This window comes from Streptomyces sp. NBC_01275 (assembly GCF_026340655.1).
Classification (GTDB): domain Bacteria; phylum Actinomycetota; class Actinomycetes; order Streptomycetales; family Streptomycetaceae; genus Streptomyces.
This window is the reverse complement of sequence record NZ_JAPEOZ010000001.1, coordinates 8,856,188-8,873,704: the sequence shown is the minus strand read 5'-3', so window position 1 is coordinate 8,873,704 and position 17,517 is coordinate 8,856,188. Positions and strand designations below refer to the sequence as shown.

Below are 17,517 nucleotides of genomic sequence, written 5' to 3'. Positions count from 1 at the left end.
CCGTGCCCGGTGGGGGCGTACGCCGGGGCGGCAGACCGCATGATCTCGTCGTGCATGGACCCGAACCGATCCGATCCGCCCTTCTCACCCGGGCGTTGGCCCTGGTGACCGTGGCCTGGATCCTCGCGGCCGCTTCGGCCGGGGCGGCCGTGGCCGACGCGTGCGCTTACGCCTCGACGGGCCCGGACGGCACGGAGGCGGTGGCGGTCGCGGGGAGCCGTTCCTGGCCGACGCCCTCGAAGCCGCCCAAACCGCCGAAGCCTCCGGTGTGCCCGACGCCGACGCCCCCGCCGAAGCCCACGCCCGAACCGACGCCCACCCCCACCCCGACGCCGAGACCGACTCCTCCACCGACGCCCAAGCCCACGCCCACTCCGAAGCCGACGCCAAGGCCGACTCCGACGCCGGCGCCCGCACCGCCGCCGCCCGCGCCGGTGCTCCCCCGGCCGACCCCCACGCCCACGCCGACCCCCACCCCGACTCCCGCGCCCCGCCCCAGACCGACGCCCACGCCGACGCCGAGCCCCTCCGCGACGCCGGTGAGCTACCCGGCGTACCACGCCTCGCCGCCCCGGCAGCAGCCGCGCGGCGGTCAGTCGCCGGTCACCTATGTCCTGCTCATCACTGTGCCCGCGGTGATCGCCGTCGCCGCGCTGCGGCCGCGCTAGTGCCGATTCAGGAGGCCTCTCTTGCCGGAATGGCTTGTTCTCACTCTCGCGATGCTCGCCGCCTGCGCGGTGGTGGTCATCGTCACCCTCGTACGGCACCGCAGGGCGCCCGACGACGAGGACCCCTCCGAGACCCCGGACGTCATCGAGTACATGACGATGTGGATCGGCGTGGTGTACGCCATCGTGCTGGGCCTGGCCATCGCCGGCGTGTGGGAGGCGCGCAGTGTGGCGCAGGACCACGTCCAGGCGGAGGCGCAGGCGCTGCACGAGATCTCGGAGCGGGTGAGGGTGTACCCGGCCGACGTCCGTGACCGCATTCGGACGGATGTCAACGCCTATGTCGGACACGTCGTGAACACCGAGTGGAAGACGATGGCCGACGACGGCCGGGTGACCGAGCGGGGCGACCAGCTCCTGCACCGGGTCCGGGTGGACGTCACCGACTACGAGCCGACGTCCGACTTCCAGGCGCAGGCCTACCAGCCGCTCCTGGACCAGATGGCCGCCGCGGACCAGGCGCGCAACGCCCGCGCCGACTCGACCGGGGCGACCATGCCGGGGGTGGTGTGGTTCGGCCTCATCGCCGGAGCCGCCATCACCATCGGCATGGTGTTCGCGCTGCAGATCCGGCGCACGCCCAGGGAACTGGTCCTGGCCGGGCTGTTCTCCGCCCTGATCGCCTTCCTGCTCTTCCTCATCTGGGACTTCGACTCGCCCTACAGCCGGGGCATCACCGCGTCCGCCGAGCCCTTCCTGAACCTGTTCCCGGGCGTCAAGGGCTGACCCCGCGTCACGGGCCGCCACGCGGTCGCCGTCCCCCGGTCGCGGGAACGGCGTCCCCTGAGCGGCCCACACCCTTGCCCCATTCGCGCGACAGCGTTCGCGGGGGCGCACACATGTTCTTAGCGTTTCGGTCATCGAGGTGCATTTCTGGCGCGAGCGGAACAGGTCCGCAGCTGCTCCTCGGGGACCGGAGGATCCACCATGCGCGCGATACGCGTCGCTTCGGCCGCACTGCTCGGCGTCACCGCCCTGGCCTTCTCCGCACCGGCCGCCGTCGCGAGCGACGACGACGGCCACTACGTCATGTCCAACGGCTACACCGTGCTGCCCGCCACCATCGCGGCGGGCGGGCAGATCACCCTCCAGGTGGACCGCAGCGCCAGTGGCTGCCGCAGCTCCGTGCGGGTCACGTCGGGGGTGTTCGACACGGTCACCATCCCCGGCGGGTCGTCGTCGGCGGTGACCACGGTCGACTGGGACGCGAAGGTCTCCGCGGCGTACCGGGTGACGTTCAGCTGCGGCGGTCTCAGCGCGATCAAGGACCTGACCATCGCGAGCGGCCGCGGCGCCGGCCCGACCCCGGCCCCCTATCCGGTCCCCCGGGGCGTGCACGCGGGCGAGGGCGGCAGCAGCCTCGGCGGGTTCGACCTCAAGGAGATCGGGCTCGGCGCGGCGCTCATCGCGGCCTCGGTGGGGGCCGCGTACCACTTCTCGCGACGCCGCAGCGGCGAGGACGGCGCCTGACGGCGTCGGTGGGCGTCGGTGGGCGTCGGCCGACGCCTCTGCGACAAGGGCTTCGCCCCGGACCTCGAAGGTCCGGGGCGAAGCCCTTGTCCACATGCGGCGCCGCGAAGGGACGGTGCTCGGATGCCGCGATCGGATGCCGCGAGGGGACCGTGCTCAGATACGGCGTTCCGCGCGGCGGCGCATCCAGAACACGCCGCCGCCCACCAGGGCCGCGGTGACCAGCCCGCCGCCGATGGCCATGTCGGTCGGCGTGGCGCCCGTGGTGCTGCCGCCGCCGAGTCCGCCGCGGACGCCGCCGAGGACGGTGAAGGCGGCCGGCCGGGTCAGGGTCCGCCCGTTGCAGTTGACCGTGATGTCGTACGAGCCGGGGCGGGCGTTGTCGTCGATGGTCGCGGTGCCCTTCGAGGTCTGGTTGGCGCCGTTGATCGGCGTCAGCGTGGCCTGCCGGAAGGCGCTCGAGGTCATGGTGCCGCCGCCGGGGCAGCCGTCGACGGTGACCGTGATCTGGCCGCCGCGGGCGATGACGCTGGGCAGGACGACGATGTTGCTCGGGCTGACGCCCATGCCGTCCCGTGCCACGGCCGCGGGGGCGGCGAGCGAGAGGGCGGCGACCGCGGCGGCGGATGCCGCAGAGACCGCCAGGAAGCGAGTGGTGTGCATGTGATCCTCCGCGGAAGGCGCCCCGGGGCCCGTCCCCGGTCTGTCGGCGAGAGAACACCTCCCAAAAAGACCCTCAGATGCCGTGCACGCGCCCGCATTTCGGGAATGGTCCGTCCTGGTGAGCGGACACGCCGAGCTGAATGCGTACAAGGGGATATCGCCGCAGGTCACGGACCGTCAGAAAATTACTTTCCGTGTCGACTCGGATGGCGCACCGAAAGCCGACGAACGGCGACCGAACGGCGATCGAGTGGCGACCGATCGGTGGGTTTGCCACCCGTTCGCCGCTGCCCCGTCGCCGGTTTTCCGTGCGGGACTTAGCGTTCTCGTATGCGCGAAAGGACGCGGCGACGGCCGTGTCGAAAGGGGATGGCGAATGTCTGCGTACGAGCTGTCCGAGGTGGCGGATGAGGAGGAGCGGCAGAAGAAGCGCGCTCCTTGGGGCGTGATAGCGCTTGTTCTGCTGACCGGGCTCGCGCTCATCCGGAACGGCTCGGGGGAGTTCGACATCGGGCCGCCGCAGCCCGCGTCGGCGGCGGCCGCGGACAGCCGCACCGGTCAGGGCGTCTTCGGCCGGGCGCCGGATCCGCTGCCGTACTCGGTGGCGTCCCGGGTCCGGATTCCCGCCATCCGGGTCGACGCTCCGGTCATGCCGGTCGGACTGGACGCGGACGGCTGGGTGGGCGCGCCGCCGCCGGAGGACCCGAATCTGGCCGGCTGGTTCACGGGCGCGGTCTCGCCCGGGGAAAAGGGAACGGCGGTCGTCGTCGGCCATGTCGACAACAAACAGGGCCCCGCCGTGTTCTACGGACTCGGGGCCCTGAAAAAGGGAAACCGCGTCGACGTGGCGCGGCTGGACGGAAAGACGGCGGTCTTCGAGGTCTACGGAATCGAGGTCTTCGAGAAGAACAACTTCCCCGGCGACCGCGTCTACGCCTCCAAGGGCTCCCCGGAACTGCGGGTCATCACCTGCGGCGGCGGTTTCTCCAAGGGGAGCGGATACGACGGGAACGTGGTCGCCTTCGCCCGCCTGGTCGAGGTCCGCTGAGCGGTCACCGACCGGGCGGGCGGGGATGCGGGTCAGGTGTTCCGCCGCCGGGGGACGGTGATGTGGTAGCCGGAGTCGAGCAGTTGCGGCAGGTAGCGGCGCAGTGCGCGCACGCTCTGGGAGCGGTCGCCCCCGGCGTCGTGCGAGAGCACCACGACGCCGGGGGCGGCGCCGTTCTCGACCCGGTCGACGATGGCGCCGGCGCCGGGTGTGGTCCAGTCGAGGGTGTCGACCGTCCAGGCCAGCGGCTCCATGTCCATCTCCGCGCCGAGCTGGAAGGCGGCGCGGTTCCAGGCGCCGTAGGGGGCGCGGAACCAGCGGGGCCGTTCGCCGTACCCGTTCTCGATGACGTCGCTGGTGCGGGTCATCTGGGAGCGGATCTGACGGCGGGTGAGCGTCGTGAGCAGGGGGTGGGACCAGGTGTGGTTGCCGACGATGTGCCCCTCGTCGGCCATCCGGCCCAGCAGGTCCTGGTTGTCGACGGCCATCTCCCCGCACACGAAGAACATCGCGCTGACGTCGTACTCGGCGAGGGTGTCGAGGATGCCGGGGGTGTAGCGGGGGTCGGGGCCGTCGTCGAAGGTCAGCACCATGGTGCGGCCGCGGCCGGACATCTGCAGCAGCGGTTCGCGACGCACCGGGAGGCGGCCTGGCGCGGTGCGCGGGGGGCCGTAACCGGTCAGCGGCCGGAGGCGGTAGGCGGAGGGCTTCAGCGGGAGGCTGCGGGCCGGGGCGCCCGCGGCCGGGGCGGCGGCCCTGGCGGCCGGCTTCTCCGCCGCGTCCCACGCGAACAGCCCGGCCGTGCCGGCCGCCCCGACGGCGGCGGCGCCGGCGAGCAACGCGCGGCGCCGCGTGAACAACTGATCCTTCTTCATGAAGTATGAGTCGCCCGCCACGCCCTCGACGCACCCCAGCAACACCGCCCCGGCGGCACGATTCCACCCGCCCGGCCCAGTAACGCTCCGGCACCGGTGTGACGGGCGGGCGGCCCGGGGCCCGTCAGCGGTGGCGTACCAGGGGGAAGGGCAGGGTCTCGCGGATCGTCAGGCCGGTGAGGAACATGACCAGGCGGTCGACGCCGATGCCGAGCCCGCCGGTCGGGGGCATGGCGTACTCCAGGGCGTCGAGGAAGTCCTCGTCGAGCTCCATCGCCTCCGGATCTCCTCCGGCGGCCAGCAGGGACTGCTCGGTCAGTCGGCGGCGCTGCTCCACCGGGTCGTTCAACTCCGAGTAGGCCGTGCCGAGTTCGGTGCCGAAGGCGACGAGGTCCCAGCGTTCGGCGAGCCGCGGGTCGATGCGGTGCCGGCGGGTGAGCGGGGAGACGTCGGTGGGGAAGTCCTTGTAAAAGGTGGGGAGTTCGGTCTTCTCCTCGACGAGACGCTCGTACATCTCCAGGACGACGTCGCCGCGGCCGTCGTCGGCGGTGTAGGGGACGCCGGCGCGGTCGCAGTGCCGGTGCAGGACCGGCAGGCGGGTGTCGGCGTCGACCTCCTCGCCCAGCGCCTCGGAGAGCGCGCCGTAGACCGTCTTCACCGGCCAGCGCCCCGAGATGTCGTGCTCCAGGCCGTCCTTGCGGGCGACGGGCGAGCCGAAGGCGGCGGTGGCGGCGCCCTGGATCAGCTCGCGGGCCAGGTCGAGCATCACGTCGTAGTCGGCGTACGCCTGGTAGGCCTCCAGCATCGTGAACTCGGGGTTGTGCTTGTAGGAGACGCCCTCGTTGCGGAAGGTGCGGCCCATCTCGAAGACCTTCTCCAGGCCGCCCACGCACAGCCGCTTCAGATACAGCTCGGGGGCGATCCGCAGATAGAGGTCGAGGTCGTAGGCGTTGATGTGGGTGGTGAAGGGGCGGGCGTTGGCGCCGCCGTGGATCCGCTGGAGCATCGGGGTCTCGACCTCGAGGTAGCCGCGCGCCAACAGGCCCTGGCGCAGCGCCTGTACGGCGGTGGAGCGGGCGCGCACGACGTCCCGGGCGGCGGGGCTCGCGACGAGGTCGAGGTAGCGCATGCGGACCTTGGCCTCGGGGTCGGTCAGCCCCCGGCGCTTGTCGGGCAGCGGGCGCAGGCACTTGGCGGTGAGCTGCCAGGAGCCGACGAAGACGGTGGGCTCGCCCCGGTCGCTGGCGCCGGCCGTGCCGGTGGCGGTGAGGTGATCGCCGATGTCGGTGTCGGCACGGAAGCGGTCGAGGTTCGCCCGACCCAGGCCGGCTTCACGCCTCACGGCGGGCTCGGGGCCGACGCCACCGCCACCGCCACCGCCGCCGCCACCGCCACCGCCACCGCCACCGCCACCGCCACCGAGGGCGGGTTCGTCGCCGAAGCCGTCGCGGGTCAGGGCGAGTTGGTGGTCGCCGGACCAGTCGCGCAGGGTGACGAAGACGATGCCGCCGAAGTCGCGGACCCGCATGATGCGGCCGGCGACGGCGACCCTCTCGCCGGGGCGGATCTCGGCGAGGGCGTGGGTGCGGGCCGGGACGCCCACCGGGTAGGGGTCGGCGCCGTCGGCGCGCAGTCGGTCGAGCTTGCGGCGTCGGACGCGGACCTGTTCGGGCAGGCCCGCGTCCGGACCGGTGTCCCCGGCCTCGTCCCCTCCGTCGAGGCCGAGCGCCGTCAGGGACGGCAGGCCTTCGGTGGTGGCGGGCCGGGGCCCGCCCTTGGGCCGCCGCTTGCCCCAGAGCTTGCGCAGGGAGGGCACGGAGACGAGGCCCTCGGCGATGCCGGAGGCCAGTCCGACCCGGGCGAGGGATCCGGCGTCGCCGTAGCAGAGGAAGCGGGGGTACCACTCGGGGCGGTACTTGGCGTTGGAGCGGTACAGGGCCTCCAGCTGCCACCACTTGGAGAAGAACAGCAGCAGCCGACGCCACAGGCGCAGGACCGGTCCTGCGCCGATGCGGGCGCCCTCCTCGAAGGCGGAGCGGAAGACGGCGAAGTTCAGGGAGATCCGGTGCACGCCGAGCTTCGGGGCGGCGGCGCACAGGTCGGCGACCATGAACTCCACGACGCCGTTGGGGGCTTCGCGGTCCCGGCGCATCAGGTCCAGGGAGATGCCGTCGCCGCCCCAGGGGACGAAGGACAGCAGGGCGAGGAGCCGGCCGTCCTCGTCCAGGGCCTCGACGAGGAGGCAGTCGCCGTCGGAGGGGTCGCCGAGGCGGTCCAGGGCCATGGAGAAGCCGCGTTCGGTCTCGGTGTCGCGCCAGGCGTCGGCGCGGTCGACGACCTCCTCCATCTCCTGGTCGGCGAGGGTGGAGTGGCGGCGGATACGGCAGTTCGCGCCGGTGCGGCGGACGCGGTTGACGGCCTGCCGGGCGACGCGCATGTCGCGGCCGGCGAGGTCGAAGGAGGCGACGTGCAGGATCGCCTCGTCGCCGAGTTGCAGGGCGCCGAGTCCCGCGCGGGCGAAGGCCTTCGCCCCGTCCTCGGAGGCGCCCATCACGGCGGGCGCCCAGGCGTGGCGGCGGGCGGCGTCGAGCCAGGCGGCGATGGCGTGCGGCCAGGCCTCTCGGTCGCCCACGGGGTCGCCGCTGGCCAGACAGACGCCGGCCTCGACGCGGTAGGTGACGGCGGCCTTGCCGCTGGGCGAGAAGACGACGGCCTTGTCGCGCCGGGTGGCGAAGTAGCCGAGGGAGTCCTGGTCGCCGTAGGCCTTCAGCAGGGCGCGGATGCGGGGTTCCTCGTCGCCGTGCAGGGCCGCTTCCATGCGCTGGGAGCGGAAGAGGGCGGCGGCCGCGTTGAGGAGGGCGAGGGCGCCGAAGAGGCCGAGGAGGAAGAACAGGGCGCGCGGTGGACGGCCGTCGAAGGAGCGAGGGGAGACCAGACCGCCCAGGACCCGGTTGGCGGCCCAGCCCAGGCGCTGGCTCTCCGGCAGGGTGCCGGGGAACAGCTCGACCAGCCCCCAGCCGGCGAGGATCGCCACGCCGAGCCCGAGGAGCAGTACGACGAGGGCGCGCCGGGCCGCTCCGCGCCGGGAGGCGGCGTAGAACTCCCTGCGGGCGACGACCAGCAGGACCAGGGCGAGCGTGCACACCACCAGCGAGGGCAGCGACTGCGCGTAGAGGCCGAGGGCCACGCCGAGGACGTCGGTGAGGACGAGCAGGCCCAGGTAGACGACGACCAGCCACCAGGCGATCTTCTTGCGGGCGGCGGTGGCGGCGGCGAGGAGGAAGAGGAAGACGGCGTAGGCGAGGTTCGCGCTGACCGGGACGATGAGGAGGTCCAGGAAGCGCACGACCGGGCGCAGCACCCGGCGCAGGGGCGGGACCAGCGCCAGCAGGACGCAGAGCAGGCCGAGGGCGCCGAAGAAGGTCGCGAAGCCCTCGGGCACCCGGCTGAGGAAGCGGCCGCCGGGCGGCCGTGACGGGCCCGGGGTGTCCTTGGCCGGGGCGGCCTCCACGGTGGCGCTCATGGCTTCGACTGTAGGAACACCCGGGCCGCGCCGCCCGTCGAGCGCGCCCGCGCCACGGGCGGACCAGGGGCTTCCGATAGCCTCGGGCCGTGACGGAACAGCACGCGCAACAGCCCTCGCGGGAGCCCTCCCACCGCTTCGAGCGGGGCACGGACGGACCCAAGGTCATCCTGGTCGGCGTGGACGGCTCGGCGCCGTCGCTGCGGGCCGCTGCCTACGCCGGCGGGCTGGCCCGGCGCCAGCACGCGCTGCTCGCCGTGGTGTACGTGCAGCCGCCGCTGGCGGCGGGCGCGGCCCTCGGGGCGCCGGTCGCGGAGACGACCGACGCGATCGCCGAGGACCTCGTCGCGCAGATCCGGGCGGCCACCGAGCAGAACCGGGGGATATTCGACGTGCGCTGGGAGTTCCACACCTTCCGCGGCGACCCGTACGGCGGTCTGGCGAAGGCGGCCGACGAACTCAAGGCCGACGCGGTGGTGGTGGGCGCCTCCGAGCAGGCCGGGCACCGGATCGTCGGCTCGGTCGCGGTGCGGCTGGTGAAGGCGGGTCGGTGGCCGGTGACGGTGGTGCCGTAGGCCGGCAGAGGCCCCGTGGGCCGTCACCGGCCCCGCAGGCCGTCAGAGGCCGCGCAGGAAGTCGAGCAGCGCCGTGTTGAAGGCGTCGGGCCGTTCCAGGTTCGGGAAGTGCCCGACGTCCTCGATCGTCACGGAGCGGCCGTCGGGCACGGCCTGGGCGAACCGTTCGGCCATGGCGATGCCGTCGTCCGCGTCGAGCGCGCCGTGGACGGCGAGGACGGGCACGTCGATCTTCGGCACCCGGCTCCAGGGGTCGTCGAGCGGCACGTACCAGTTCGCCTCTCCGACGGTGTGCTTGGCGACGGTGTGCGCCGCCATCTCCCGCATCCGGCGCACGGCGTCCGGGTCGACCTGGGCGACGGAGCGGTGCGGTCCGGCCACGTTCTTGGCGAAGGTCTCGACCCAGCCGGCGACGTCGCCGGCGGCCAGCAGCCGGGCCGACTCCGCCGCGCGCTCCCGCGTCCACGGGTCGGTGTGCTCGAACGCGCTGGTGCCGCCCCCGGCGACGACCACGGCGCGGGCCAGCTCGGGGTGTTCGATGACGGTGTCGGTGACGACGGCCGCGCCCATGCACACCCCGACGAGGACGGCGGGTCCCGCGTCCAGGTGACGCAGCAGCGCGCCGAGGTCGTCGGCCCAGCGGAACGGCCCGCTCGCGTTGGCGGAGAAGCCGTGGCCGCGCACGTCGGGGGCGATCACCCGGTGTCCGGCGGAGACGAGGGCCGGTATCTGGTCGTCGAAGATCCGGTGGTCGACGTATCCGGGGTGTACGAGGACCACGAGGTCCCCGGCACCGGCCTCGCGGTAGGCGAGGTCGCCGTCGGCCGAGGTGAAGTACTTCAGTTCCGAAGCAGCAGTCATGACAACCAAGGTGTCATCTCGAGAGGAATTTGGCAACCAAGGTGTCATCATTCGGGGTGCCATGATGGCCCGGTGAACGACACCGACAGGCCCCTCCCTCCCGACGAACTCGGCCACCGTCTCACCGACGTCTTCGACCTGGTCGGCCCGCTCTACCGGCGCGCCCTGCGCAAGGTGGAGCAGGGGGAACCGGTCGAGGGAGCCTCCGTCGGCGTGCGTTCCGTGCTGGACCTGCTGCGCAAGCAGGGGGACATGACGGTTCCGCAGATGAGCCGCATCCAGGCCCTGAGCCGGCAGTTCGTGCAGCGCATGGTCAACGAGGCGGCGGCGCACGGGTGGGTGGAGATCGTCCCCAATCCCGCGCACCAGCGCTCGTCGCTGATCCGGATCACCGAGGAGGGCCGGAGCCTCATCGCCACCGTCCTGGGCCGCGAGCACACCCTGAACCGCCAGGTCGGCGGCGACCTCACCGACGCGGAGGTACGGGCGTGCGTGCGGGTGCTGACGGAGATGCTGAAGACGTTCGACCACGTCGACGTCGACTGACCCGCACCCCCGAGTCCCCGCATCCCTGAGTCCCGGGTCCGCTAGTCCCCCATCACCAGCCCCTCCTTCGCCGCGCCCCGGCTCAGGACGACGTCCCTGATCCGGTCGCGCACGCCCGCCACGCCGGCGCCCTGCGCGAGCGCCTTGCCGAGGTCGACCACCCGGCCGGCGTCGAGGTCGAACATCTGCGGCACGAACTCGGCCTTGCGCACCTCCCAGCGGCCGCCGGGCCGGGCGGGCGGGGCGAAGGTGAAGCGGGCGACGGTGGACTGACTGCCGCGCGGATCCCGCACGCCCTGCAGGTTGACCGTCTCGCCGGCGATCTGGTCGCCCAGGCCGTAGACGACCCAGACGCCGTTGACCTTCTCGTACGCCTGGGGGACGTGCGCACCGGCGCCGAGGACGAGGTCGACGTCGGGGCGGCCGTCCGTGCGGGAGGCGGTGAGGGTGCGGGCCAGGGCGAGCCGGCGCTCGTCCGGTGCGTCCTGCCACCCGGCGCCCCCGTGCACGGAGACGACGACCACGTCGGCGCCCGCCTTCCGGGCGGCCTTGGCGTCGGCGAGGATCCGGTTCTCGTCGACGAGGTTGACGGTCCAGGGCGCGCCCTGCGGCAGCAGATAGCCGTTGGTGTCGTAGGTGTAGGCGAGGTGGGCGACCTTCGCCGGGCCCGCGCGCAGCAGCGTGACCGAGTTGGCCTCGGCCTCGGTGCGGGCGGTCCCCGCGTGCCGTACGCCCGCGCCGTCGAGGACGTCGAGGGTGCGCTGCACTCCGGCGGCGCCGTCGTCGAGGCTGTGGGGGGAGGCCGTGGAGCAGCCGTCGTAGCCGGTGGCGGCGAGGGCCTCGGCGATCTCGGGCGGCGCCTTGATGACGGGGTAGCCGGTGTAGTCGCCGTTCGCGCCGTACACGGCCGCCAAGTGACACAGGGCCAGGTCCGCGCGGGAGACGAACGGCTTGACGCCCTCGAGCATGGGGCGGAAGTCGTAGCCGACGCCGCCCGCGTCGAAGCGCGCCCGGTCGACGACGGAGGTGTGCGGGAGGACGTCGCCGGAGGCCACGAGCGTGAAGCCGCGGGCTGCCGAGGGCGCCGGACGCCCGGGCTCGGTCCGCTGGTGGTCCTCGGCCTGGCAGGCGGCGGCCGCGGCGAGGAGCGCCGTCAGGGCCAGGGCCACCTGATGTCTGCGCGCGAGCACCGGATCACCCCACTTCACAGGGATTGTCGTATTTACTCACGCCCCACTCCTAACCCATGCGCCGGAGCGCACGCCCACGGCGCTCCCGTCGGGGCGTGCGATGCGCGCGATCGGCCTAGCCCAGGACCGTTCGTCGGACCGTTCGTCGACGCGATCGACCGTCCGCCGCAGACCCGTGTGCGCACCCTGTCCCGAACCGGCGCACTGCGGTGCCATACGCCCATGACCGCCGGAACCGCCCTTGCCGCCAGGACGACGACCGCCGAGCACGAGCTCGCCGCGCTGCAGCGCGAGCACGGGCGGCCGCTCTTCGCGCTGCTGCTGAGGCTGTGCGACGGCGACCGCCAGCGCGCCGAGGACCTCGTCCAGGAGACCCTGGTGCGCGCCTGGCAGCATCCCGAGGCGCTGCGCGCCGACGCCTTCGACTCCGTACGCCCCTGGCTGCTCACCGTCGGCAGGCGGCTCGCGATCGACGCGCGACGGGCCCGGCAGGCGCGTCCCGCGGAGGTCGGGGACGCGGTGCTGGAGAACGCGCCGGTCTGCGCGGACCACGCCGAACGGGCGGCCGCGACCCTCGATGTGCGCGAGGCTGTGAAGACGCTCACGCCGGAGCACCGTGAAGTCCTGGTGCTGGTGTATTTCCAGGGGGCGAGTGTGGCGGAGGCCGCGCAGGCCCTCGGAATCCCGCCCGGTACCGTGAAGTCCCGCGCGTACTACGCGCTGCGCGCCCTGCGCCGGGTGCTTCCCGGATACGCGGCCGACCTGGGCTGAAACACACAGTCGGGTCAAGCCTCCGTAAAGCGCCTTGCCGAGGACCCCCTTTGAGTAATCGGGTGTCCTTATCCGTGTTCCGCACAGGGGCCCGGCGACGGGTGATGCGCACGCACCGGAGGAAGGCAGGAAGGGATGCTGCACAGAGGTCACCAGAGCACGGACGGCACCGGCGGCGGTGAACTGACCGTCCCCATGGCCTGGTTGTACGCCGAGTACATCGCCGACGAACTGCTGCGGACCGGCGATCTGATGCCGCCGACGTCCTTCGAGTTCCGCGCCGGGCGCGATGCGCTGGCGCTGACCATCTTCCTGTCCGACACCGACGGGGAACTGCCCGGGATCCGGGTCGTCACTCAGCTGGAGACGTGGCTTTCGCTCACGGCGTACGACCAGCCGTGGCAGAACTGGGTCGGCGAACGTATGGATCAGTTGACGGCCGAGGCCGCCGAGTCGGAGGGGCCCGCACCCGATCTGGAGCTGGCCGCGGCGGCCTGGCGCTGGCTGGAGGAGACCGAGCTGCTCGCCCCCGATCTCAACGCGGTCCCGGGCGGCGCGCCGGTCGGCGAGGACGAGGGCCCGAAGGTCTGGACGCCCGCCTGGCAGCTGGGTCTGCCCCTCGGCCACCTGGCGATTCATCTTTTTTAGATTCGCACCAATCCGCGGGGCCGCCCGCTCCGAACATCTGGGTCACGATTCGGTACGTGACTTGAGTGATTCGGGTGCCTGGTCCGTACCGGTGGGAGCAAGGAGTAACCCCACTGGCACTCAACGGCACGAGGTTTCGGCATGAGGTCCCTGGAGAGGCATCGCGACGTCGGCGCGTACGCGCTGGGCGTGCTGGACGAGGCGGAGGCCTTCCGCTTCGAGGACCACCTCATGGAGTGTCCTCAATGCGCGGCGCAGGTCACCGAGTTCGGCCCCACCGCACGACAGATGATGCTCTATCGACGCGCCACCCCGCGCACCGTGCACCCCTTCGCGGGGCCGGGGCCCCGGCTGCTGGACCGGCTGCTCGGCGAGGTGGCCGCCCGGCACCGGGCCGCCCGCAGGCGCGTGATGTTCGCCCTGGCCGCCTCCGTGGTGGTCGCCGTGGCCGGTCCCGCGCTGATGATGATGGCGGGCGGCGGCGGCAGCGGTGACGAGGCCGCCGTACGGGTCACCGCGACCGACGAGAAGTCGGGCGTGTGGGCCCAGGTGACGACCGAGGACACGGCCTGGGGCAGCGACCTGGAGCTCAAGGTCAAGGACGGGGCGGGCCCCCGCTCCTGCCGCCTGGTCGTCGTCGGCCGCGACGGCACCGAGCAGACCGTCACCAGCTGGACCGTCCCCGAGCACGACGCCCGCCCCAACACGATGCACGGCGGCGCGGCCATGCACTCCGACGAGATCGCCCGCTACGAGGTGCGCACGGCGGACGGCGAGCACCTGGTGACGCTGCAGCCCAGCTGAGGCCGGCCCGAAGTGAGTTCAGGTCACTTCGACGTCGACGTACAGCGGGCAGTGGTCGGACGCCTTGGGCCGGTCCAGGCCGATCCCCGCATAGCGCTCGCCCTTGTAGCGCGTCGCCCGCAGGGGCGTGCCCTTGCGGAAGATCGCCGGCGGGTTCTGGATCCGAGCGGCGAGCGAGGTCGAGGGCAGCAGGTAGTCCAGCTGCTTGTACTCGTCCTCGCGGGCGAAGTAGTGCGTCCACTGCTCGTCCTCGGGCAGCCGCTCCACCACGTTCTCGACCTGGTCCCAGTGGACCAGGTCCTCGATCGAGGTGGCCTCGTCCAGGTAGTCGTTGAAGTCCCCGAGGACGACGAAGGGCTGGTCGGCGGGCCGGTCGCCGAAGCGCTCGGCGACGATCTCCATGACCCTGGCGGCCTGGCGCGCCCGCTTTCCGTGCGTCTGCTCGCGACCGCCCATCATGGACTTGAAGTGCTGCACGAAGAGCGTGATCGTCGTGGCGTCCGACACCCGCACGTCGACTTCCAGGCAGTCCCGGGAGAAGAGCTGCTTCGTCGGCTCCTCCGGATCCCTGAGGTGCTGGTACGAACGGATGTGCGTGATCGGCAGCTTGGAGAGCACGGCGACGTCGATGAGTCGCGGGTCGTTGCCGTCCACGCCGGCGACGTACGGGAACGTGCCGTTCCCGCCGAGGAACTGGGTGCGGAAGTGCTTGAGCGTGTCGACGTTCTCGACTTCCTGCAGCGCGACGATCTGTGCGTCGAGGTCGCGGACCGCCGCACCGGTGATGGCCTTGCTCTCGACGCCGAGTTCCTCGAACTTGGTCTGGTCGACGACCCACCCTCGGGTGTTGGCCTCGGTCGGGTCGACGTCGGCTCTGAAGCGCCAACGCGCGAAGAGGTTCTCACAGTTGAACGTGGCCAGGCGTACGGTACTGGACATGGCCCCTCCACCGGGGCGAGTGAATCGGTTTCCGATGAAATTCCCCGAGCGGTGATTCCAGCGTCTTTCCACCGCATCGAGTCCGCAAGTCGAAGAAGTTGAATCCGCAAGTCGAAGAAGTTGAACGCGCAATTCGATATCCCGATCGCGCGTGATTTGCGGCCGTGCGGCGAACGTCGGAAACTGGTAGGTGAAGACGTGGAGCCATCGACGGTCCGACTCTGCGCCGCCCCTGAGCGTACGACCGAAAAGGGGCTGACCCGGTGGAGAAGACCTTGCGAATCCTCCTGACCGAGGAGGGCGCGGACGCCGAGGACATCACGGAACTGGCCGGCTATCTGCGCGAGGAACTGCTGCAACTCGACGTGGACGACGTCACGTCCGTTCCGGGTGCGGCGCCCCCGCCCGGCGCCCGGGCCGTGGACGTCACCACCATCGGAGCCCTGCTGGTGAGCCTGGGCGGCTCCGCGACCGCGCTGAACCAGGTCCTGAACGCGATCCGGGACTGGCGCGACCGCTGCCGGGGTGCCCGCCCCTCGCCGCCCTCGCTGCGGCTGACGTTGGACGACGACGTGCTGGAGATATCCGAGGCGAGCACGCAGCAGGTGTCGGAGGCATTCGACCTGTTCGTCAGCCGCCATTCCACGGTCGGGACATGAGCCATGGACCAGACCCGGCACGCGCTGATCATCGCCAATGACCGCTATGACGACCAGGGCCTCAAACAACTGCGGGCGCCGGCCCAGGACGCGGTCTCCCTCGCGGAAGTCCTGGGAGATCCCGAGGTCGGCGATTTCGACGTGGAAGTGTTGAGAAACGAACCGGTCGACGCGATTCGGCGGGGCATCGAGCGTTTCTTCTCGGAGGGCCGGCGCGACGACACATTGATACTGCACTTCTCCTGCCACGGCCTGAAAAGCGAATCCGGATCCCTGTATTTCGCCGGCCGCGACACCGAGCCCCGGCTGCTGGAGGCTACGGCGGTCTCGGCCCAGTTCGTCCGCCACTGCATGTTCCGCACCCGGGCCCGGCGCGCCGTGCTGTTCCTCGACTGCTGCTACGGCGGGGCCTTCTCCCGGGGTTCGTCCTCGGTGCGCGCCACCGGGGACGTGCACGTCCTCGACTCGTTCACCGGGGCGAAGGCCGGCGGCGGCCGGGGGTGGGCCGTGATCACCGCCTCCAACTCCATGGAGTACGCCTTCGAGGGCGCCCAACTCGCCGAGGGGTCGGCGCCGCGGCCGTCGGTGTTCACCCACGCCGTCGTCGAGGGCCTGACCACCGGCGAGGCCGACCTCGACGCGGACGGCGAGGTCTCCCTGGACGAGCTGTACGAGTACGTCTTCGACCACGTACGGCAGGAGAACCCCAACCAGACCCCGGGCCGGACCGTCGACATGCAGGGCGACATGTATCTGGCGCACAGCCGCCGCCCGCGTGTGGTTGCCCGGCCGATCCCGCCGGCCCTGCGCCGGGCCCTGGAGGCGAGCAACTTCTACACCAGGCTGGGGGCCGTGGCGGAGCTGCGCGCCTGCCTGGAGAGCACGGACCTGCCCAAGGCCCTGGGAGCGCACAACGCCCTGAAGGACATCGTGCAGAACGACATCCGGGTGGTCGCCGACGAGGCCCAGCGGGCCCTGGCCGACGCGGGGTTCCGGCCCGACCCGGTCGGGCTGGACTTCGGGCGGGTGCCGCAGGACTCGGACGCGCCGCACCGGCCCGTCCATCTGCTCGGCCCGCCCCTGGCCCGCCGTTGCACCCCGCACCCCACTCCGCCGGCCGGCGACTGGCTGAGGACCGCGGAGTCCGAGGAGGGACTCGACGTCAGCATCGACACCTCCACGCCGGGGCGGCTGAGCGGCGAGATCCTGCTGAAGGGGCTCGTGGGGGAGGCGGTGCTGCGCGTCGACGCGGAGGTGGTGCCGACGCCCGTCCACGAGGCCCCGCCGTCGCCCGTCCACGAGGCCCCGCCGTCGGCCCCGCCGTCGCCCGTCCGCAAGGCCCCGCCGCCGCCCTCGCGGCCGACGCCCACACCCCCGTCCCAGTCCCCTTCCCCGTCCCAGTCCCCTTCCCCGTCCCAGTCCCCTTCCCCGTCCCCCTTGCCTCCGCCCTCGCCCTCGCCCTCGCCCTCGCCGTTGCCCCACACACCGCTGTCTCCTTCGCCCGCCCGCCCGCCCGCGCCCGCGCCCTCGCCTTCACCCGTCGCCTCGCCCCCGCCCCCGCCGCCCCGGCCGCGGCCCGCCGAGAAGCGGCCGGCCGCGCTGTCGTCCGACCCTCGGGGAGGCGGTGGCCGCGGGCAGGTCGTCGGACGTCGGCAGAGCGACGGCAGGGCCCAGGTCCGGACGCGGTTGCCCGCCCCGCCGGTCCGTCGGGCGTCACCGCCTCGGCCGGCGGCGCCGACCAGGCCCGCGCCCGCGTCGCTGCGGTCCTCCTCCCCCAGACCCTCCCCCGAGCCCTCGCACGGGCCTTCCGACGGCCCCCGGAGCCGTCCCCCGCCGCCGGGGTCGCGGCGTGCGCCGGTGCTCGCGGCGGCCGGGCTGGCGCTCGCCGTCACCTCGGTCGGCACCGTCGCCCGGGCCGCCTGGATGGCCAGGGAGGCCGCACAGCGGCTGCGCGACATGAAGGGCGACCTCGGGCAGCACGTCCGCGACACCGGCGCGCTCACCTCCCTCTCCATCGCCCTGATCACGGCGGCGGTGGCCCTTCTGCTGTGCACGCTCGCCCGGCACGACCTCCAGACGCGCCCCCGCCTCTACCCGGGGTCCACGGCGAGCAGCACGAGATCGCTCGTCTGGGCGGCGAGGCTCCTGGCGATTCCCGCACTGGTCCTGGGGGCGCTGATGGCCATCGCGTACCCCATCACCAACAGCATCTGGTGA

The 17,517-nt window shown here is 72.6% G+C and carries 18 protein-coding genes; 11 read left to right on the top strand and 7 right to left on the bottom strand.

Annotated features, from left to right (window positions below; genetic code table 11):
* Window positions 1–166: 166 nt before the first annotated feature.
* Entirely contained in the window at window positions 167–511 is a 345-nt protein-coding gene (locus OG562_RS38970; protein ID WP_266406409.1) for a hypothetical protein, read from the bottom strand.
* A 28-nt stretch (window positions 512–539) separates the two neighbouring features.
* Here OG562_RS38970 and OG562_RS38965 point away from each other — a divergent pair, with 28 nt between their 5' ends.
* The 3 genes from OG562_RS38965 (at window position 540) to OG562_RS38955 (ending at window position 2,198) form a co-directional block, all read left to right on the top strand.
* Window positions 540–668, top strand: a complete 129-nt coding sequence (locus OG562_RS38965) for a hypothetical protein (RefSeq protein WP_266406408.1) — start codon at window positions 540–542, stop codon at window positions 666–668.
* Between the two features lie 21 nt (window positions 669–689).
* Window positions 690–1,454 carry a DUF4239 domain-containing protein gene (locus OG562_RS38960; protein WP_266406406.1) on the top strand — a complete coding sequence of 255 codons (765 nt, stop codon included), beginning with the start codon at window positions 690–692 and terminating at the stop codon, window positions 1,452–1,454.
* 201 nt (window positions 1,455–1,655) lie between these two features.
* Window positions 1,656–2,198, top strand: a complete 543-nt coding sequence (locus OG562_RS38955) for a hypothetical protein (protein WP_266406404.1) — start codon at window positions 1,656–1,658, stop codon at window positions 2,196–2,198.
* 156 nt (window positions 2,199–2,354) lie between these two features.
* On the opposite strand, the gene OG562_RS38950 is transcribed toward OG562_RS38955, so the two are convergent.
* Window positions 2,355–2,861 carry a hypothetical protein gene (locus OG562_RS38950; protein WP_266406402.1) on the bottom strand — a complete coding sequence of 169 codons (507 nt, stop codon included), beginning with the start codon at window positions 2,859–2,861 and terminating at the stop codon, window positions 2,355–2,357.
* A gap of 376 nt (window positions 2,862–3,237) precedes the next feature.
* On the opposite strand from OG562_RS38950, the gene OG562_RS38945 reads away from it, so the two are divergent.
* Window positions 3,238–3,909 carry a class F sortase gene (locus OG562_RS38945; protein WP_266406399.1) on the top strand — a complete coding sequence of 224 codons (672 nt, stop codon included), beginning with the start codon at window positions 3,238–3,240 and terminating at the stop codon, window positions 3,907–3,909.
* A 32-nt stretch (window positions 3,910–3,941) separates the two neighbouring features.
* Here OG562_RS38945 and OG562_RS38940 read toward each other — a convergent pair whose 3' ends face one another.
* Window positions 3,942–4,784, bottom strand: a complete 843-nt coding sequence (locus OG562_RS38940) for a polysaccharide deacetylase family protein (protein ID WP_266406396.1) — start codon at window positions 4,782–4,784, stop codon at window positions 3,942–3,944.
* Window positions 4,785–4,908: 124 nt separating this feature from the next.
* On the bottom strand, window positions 4,909–8,307 hold the full coding sequence (gene lysX / locus OG562_RS38935; protein WP_266406394.1) for a bifunctional lysylphosphatidylglycerol synthetase/lysine--tRNA ligase LysX: 3,399 nt from the start codon (window positions 8,305–8,307) through the stop codon (window positions 4,909–4,911).
* An 89-nt stretch (window positions 8,308–8,396) separates the two neighbouring features.
* Between lysX and OG562_RS38930 the strand changes: the two genes are divergently transcribed.
* Window positions 8,397–8,882 (top strand): universal stress protein, encoded by a 486-nt coding sequence (locus OG562_RS38930; protein ID WP_266406393.1) that lies wholly within the window; start codon window positions 8,397–8,399, stop codon window positions 8,880–8,882.
* A 42-nt stretch (window positions 8,883–8,924) separates the two neighbouring features.
* Here OG562_RS38930 and OG562_RS38925 read toward each other — a convergent pair whose 3' ends face one another.
* Window positions 8,925–9,743, bottom strand: coding sequence for an alpha/beta fold hydrolase (locus OG562_RS38925; protein WP_266406392.1), 819 nt, complete (start codon window positions 9,741–9,743; stop codon window positions 8,925–8,927).
* Between the two features lie 72 nt (window positions 9,744–9,815).
* On the opposite strand from OG562_RS38925, the gene OG562_RS38920 reads away from it, so the two are divergent.
* The gene (locus OG562_RS38920) at window positions 9,816–10,289 is read left to right on the top strand and encodes a MarR family winged helix-turn-helix transcriptional regulator (RefSeq protein ID WP_266406391.1); all 474 of its coding nucleotides are present in this window, start codon (window positions 9,816–9,818) and stop codon (window positions 10,287–10,289) included.
* A gap of 41 nt (window positions 10,290–10,330) precedes the next feature.
* On the opposite strand, the gene OG562_RS38915 is transcribed toward OG562_RS38920, so the two are convergent.
* Window positions 10,331–11,479, bottom strand: a complete 1,149-nt coding sequence (locus tag OG562_RS38915) for a CapA family protein (RefSeq protein ID WP_266409765.1) — start codon at window positions 11,477–11,479, stop codon at window positions 10,331–10,333.
* Between the two features lie 222 nt (window positions 11,480–11,701).
* Here OG562_RS38915 and OG562_RS38910 point away from each other — a divergent pair, with 222 nt between their 5' ends.
* The 3 genes from OG562_RS38910 to OG562_RS38900 all read left to right on the top strand — a co-directional run bounded on the left by OG562_RS38910 (window position 11,702) and on the right by OG562_RS38900 (window position 13,702).
* The gene (locus OG562_RS38910; protein ID WP_266406390.1) at window positions 11,702–12,250 is read left to right on the top strand and encodes a sigma-70 family RNA polymerase sigma factor; all 549 of its coding nucleotides are present in this window, start codon (window positions 11,702–11,704) and stop codon (window positions 12,248–12,250) included.
* Between the two features lie 135 nt (window positions 12,251–12,385).
* Entirely contained in the window at window positions 12,386–12,898 is a 513-nt protein-coding gene (locus OG562_RS38905) for a hypothetical protein (RefSeq protein WP_266406388.1), read from the top strand.
* 141 nt (window positions 12,899–13,039) lie between these two features.
* On the top strand, window positions 13,040–13,702 hold the full coding sequence (locus OG562_RS38900; protein WP_266406386.1) for a zf-HC2 domain-containing protein: 663 nt from the start codon (window positions 13,040–13,042) through the stop codon (window positions 13,700–13,702).
* Window positions 13,703–13,720: 18 nt separating this feature from the next.
* Here the strand turns inward: OG562_RS38900 and OG562_RS38895 are convergent, their stop codons facing one another.
* A complete protein-coding gene (locus OG562_RS38895; RefSeq protein ID WP_266406385.1) occupies window positions 13,721–14,641 on the bottom strand; it encodes an endonuclease/exonuclease/phosphatase family protein in 921 nt (306 codons plus the stop codon).
* Between the two features lie 263 nt (window positions 14,642–14,904).
* On the opposite strand from OG562_RS38895, the gene OG562_RS38890 reads away from it, so the two are divergent.
* Both OG562_RS38890 and OG562_RS38885 read left to right on the top strand, forming a co-directional pair.
* Complete coding sequence (locus OG562_RS38890) at window positions 14,905–15,300, top strand: hypothetical protein (RefSeq protein ID WP_266406383.1); 396 nt, start codon at window positions 14,905–14,907, stop codon at window positions 15,298–15,300.
* Between the two features lie 3 nt (window positions 15,301–15,303).
* Entirely contained in the window at window positions 15,304–17,517 is a 2,214-nt protein-coding gene (locus tag OG562_RS38885) for a caspase family protein (RefSeq protein ID WP_266406382.1), read from the top strand.

Coding starts and splice junctions, on each gene's coding strand:
- OG562_RS38955 (WP_266406404.1), top strand. CDS start 1,656: ATGCGCGCGATACGCGTCGCTTCGGCCGCACTGCTCGGCGTCACCGCC.
- OG562_RS38950 (WP_266406402.1), bottom strand. CDS start 2,861: ATGCACACCACTCGCTTCCTGGCGGTCTCTGCGGCATCCGCCGCCGCG.
- OG562_RS38945 (WP_266406399.1), top strand. CDS start 3,238: ATGTCTGCGTACGAGCTGTCCGAGGTGGCGGATGAGGAGGAGCGGCAG.
- OG562_RS38940 (WP_266406396.1), bottom strand. CDS start 4,784: ATGAAGAAGGATCAGTTGTTCACGCGGCGCCGCGCGTTGCTCGCCGGC.
- lysX (WP_266406394.1), bottom strand. CDS start 8,307: ATGAGCGCCACCGTGGAGGCCGCCCCGGCCAAGGACACCCCGGGCCCG.
- OG562_RS38925 (WP_266406392.1), bottom strand. CDS start 9,743: ATGACTGCTGCTTCGGAACTGAAGTACTTCACCTCGGCCGACGGCGAC.
- OG562_RS38910 (WP_266406390.1), top strand. CDS start 11,702: ATGACCGCCGGAACCGCCCTTGCCGCCAGGACGACGACCGCCGAGCAC.
- OG562_RS38905 (WP_266406388.1), top strand. CDS start 12,386: ATGCTGCACAGAGGTCACCAGAGCACGGACGGCACCGGCGGCGGTGAA.
- OG562_RS38900 (WP_266406386.1), top strand. CDS start 13,040: ATGAGGTCCCTGGAGAGGCATCGCGACGTCGGCGCGTACGCGCTGGGC.
- OG562_RS38895 (WP_266406385.1), bottom strand. CDS start 14,641: ATGTCCAGTACCGTACGCCTGGCCACGTTCAACTGTGAGAACCTCTTC.
- OG562_RS38885 (WP_266406382.1), top strand. CDS start 15,304: ATGGACCAGACCCGGCACGCGCTGATCATCGCCAATGACCGCTATGAC.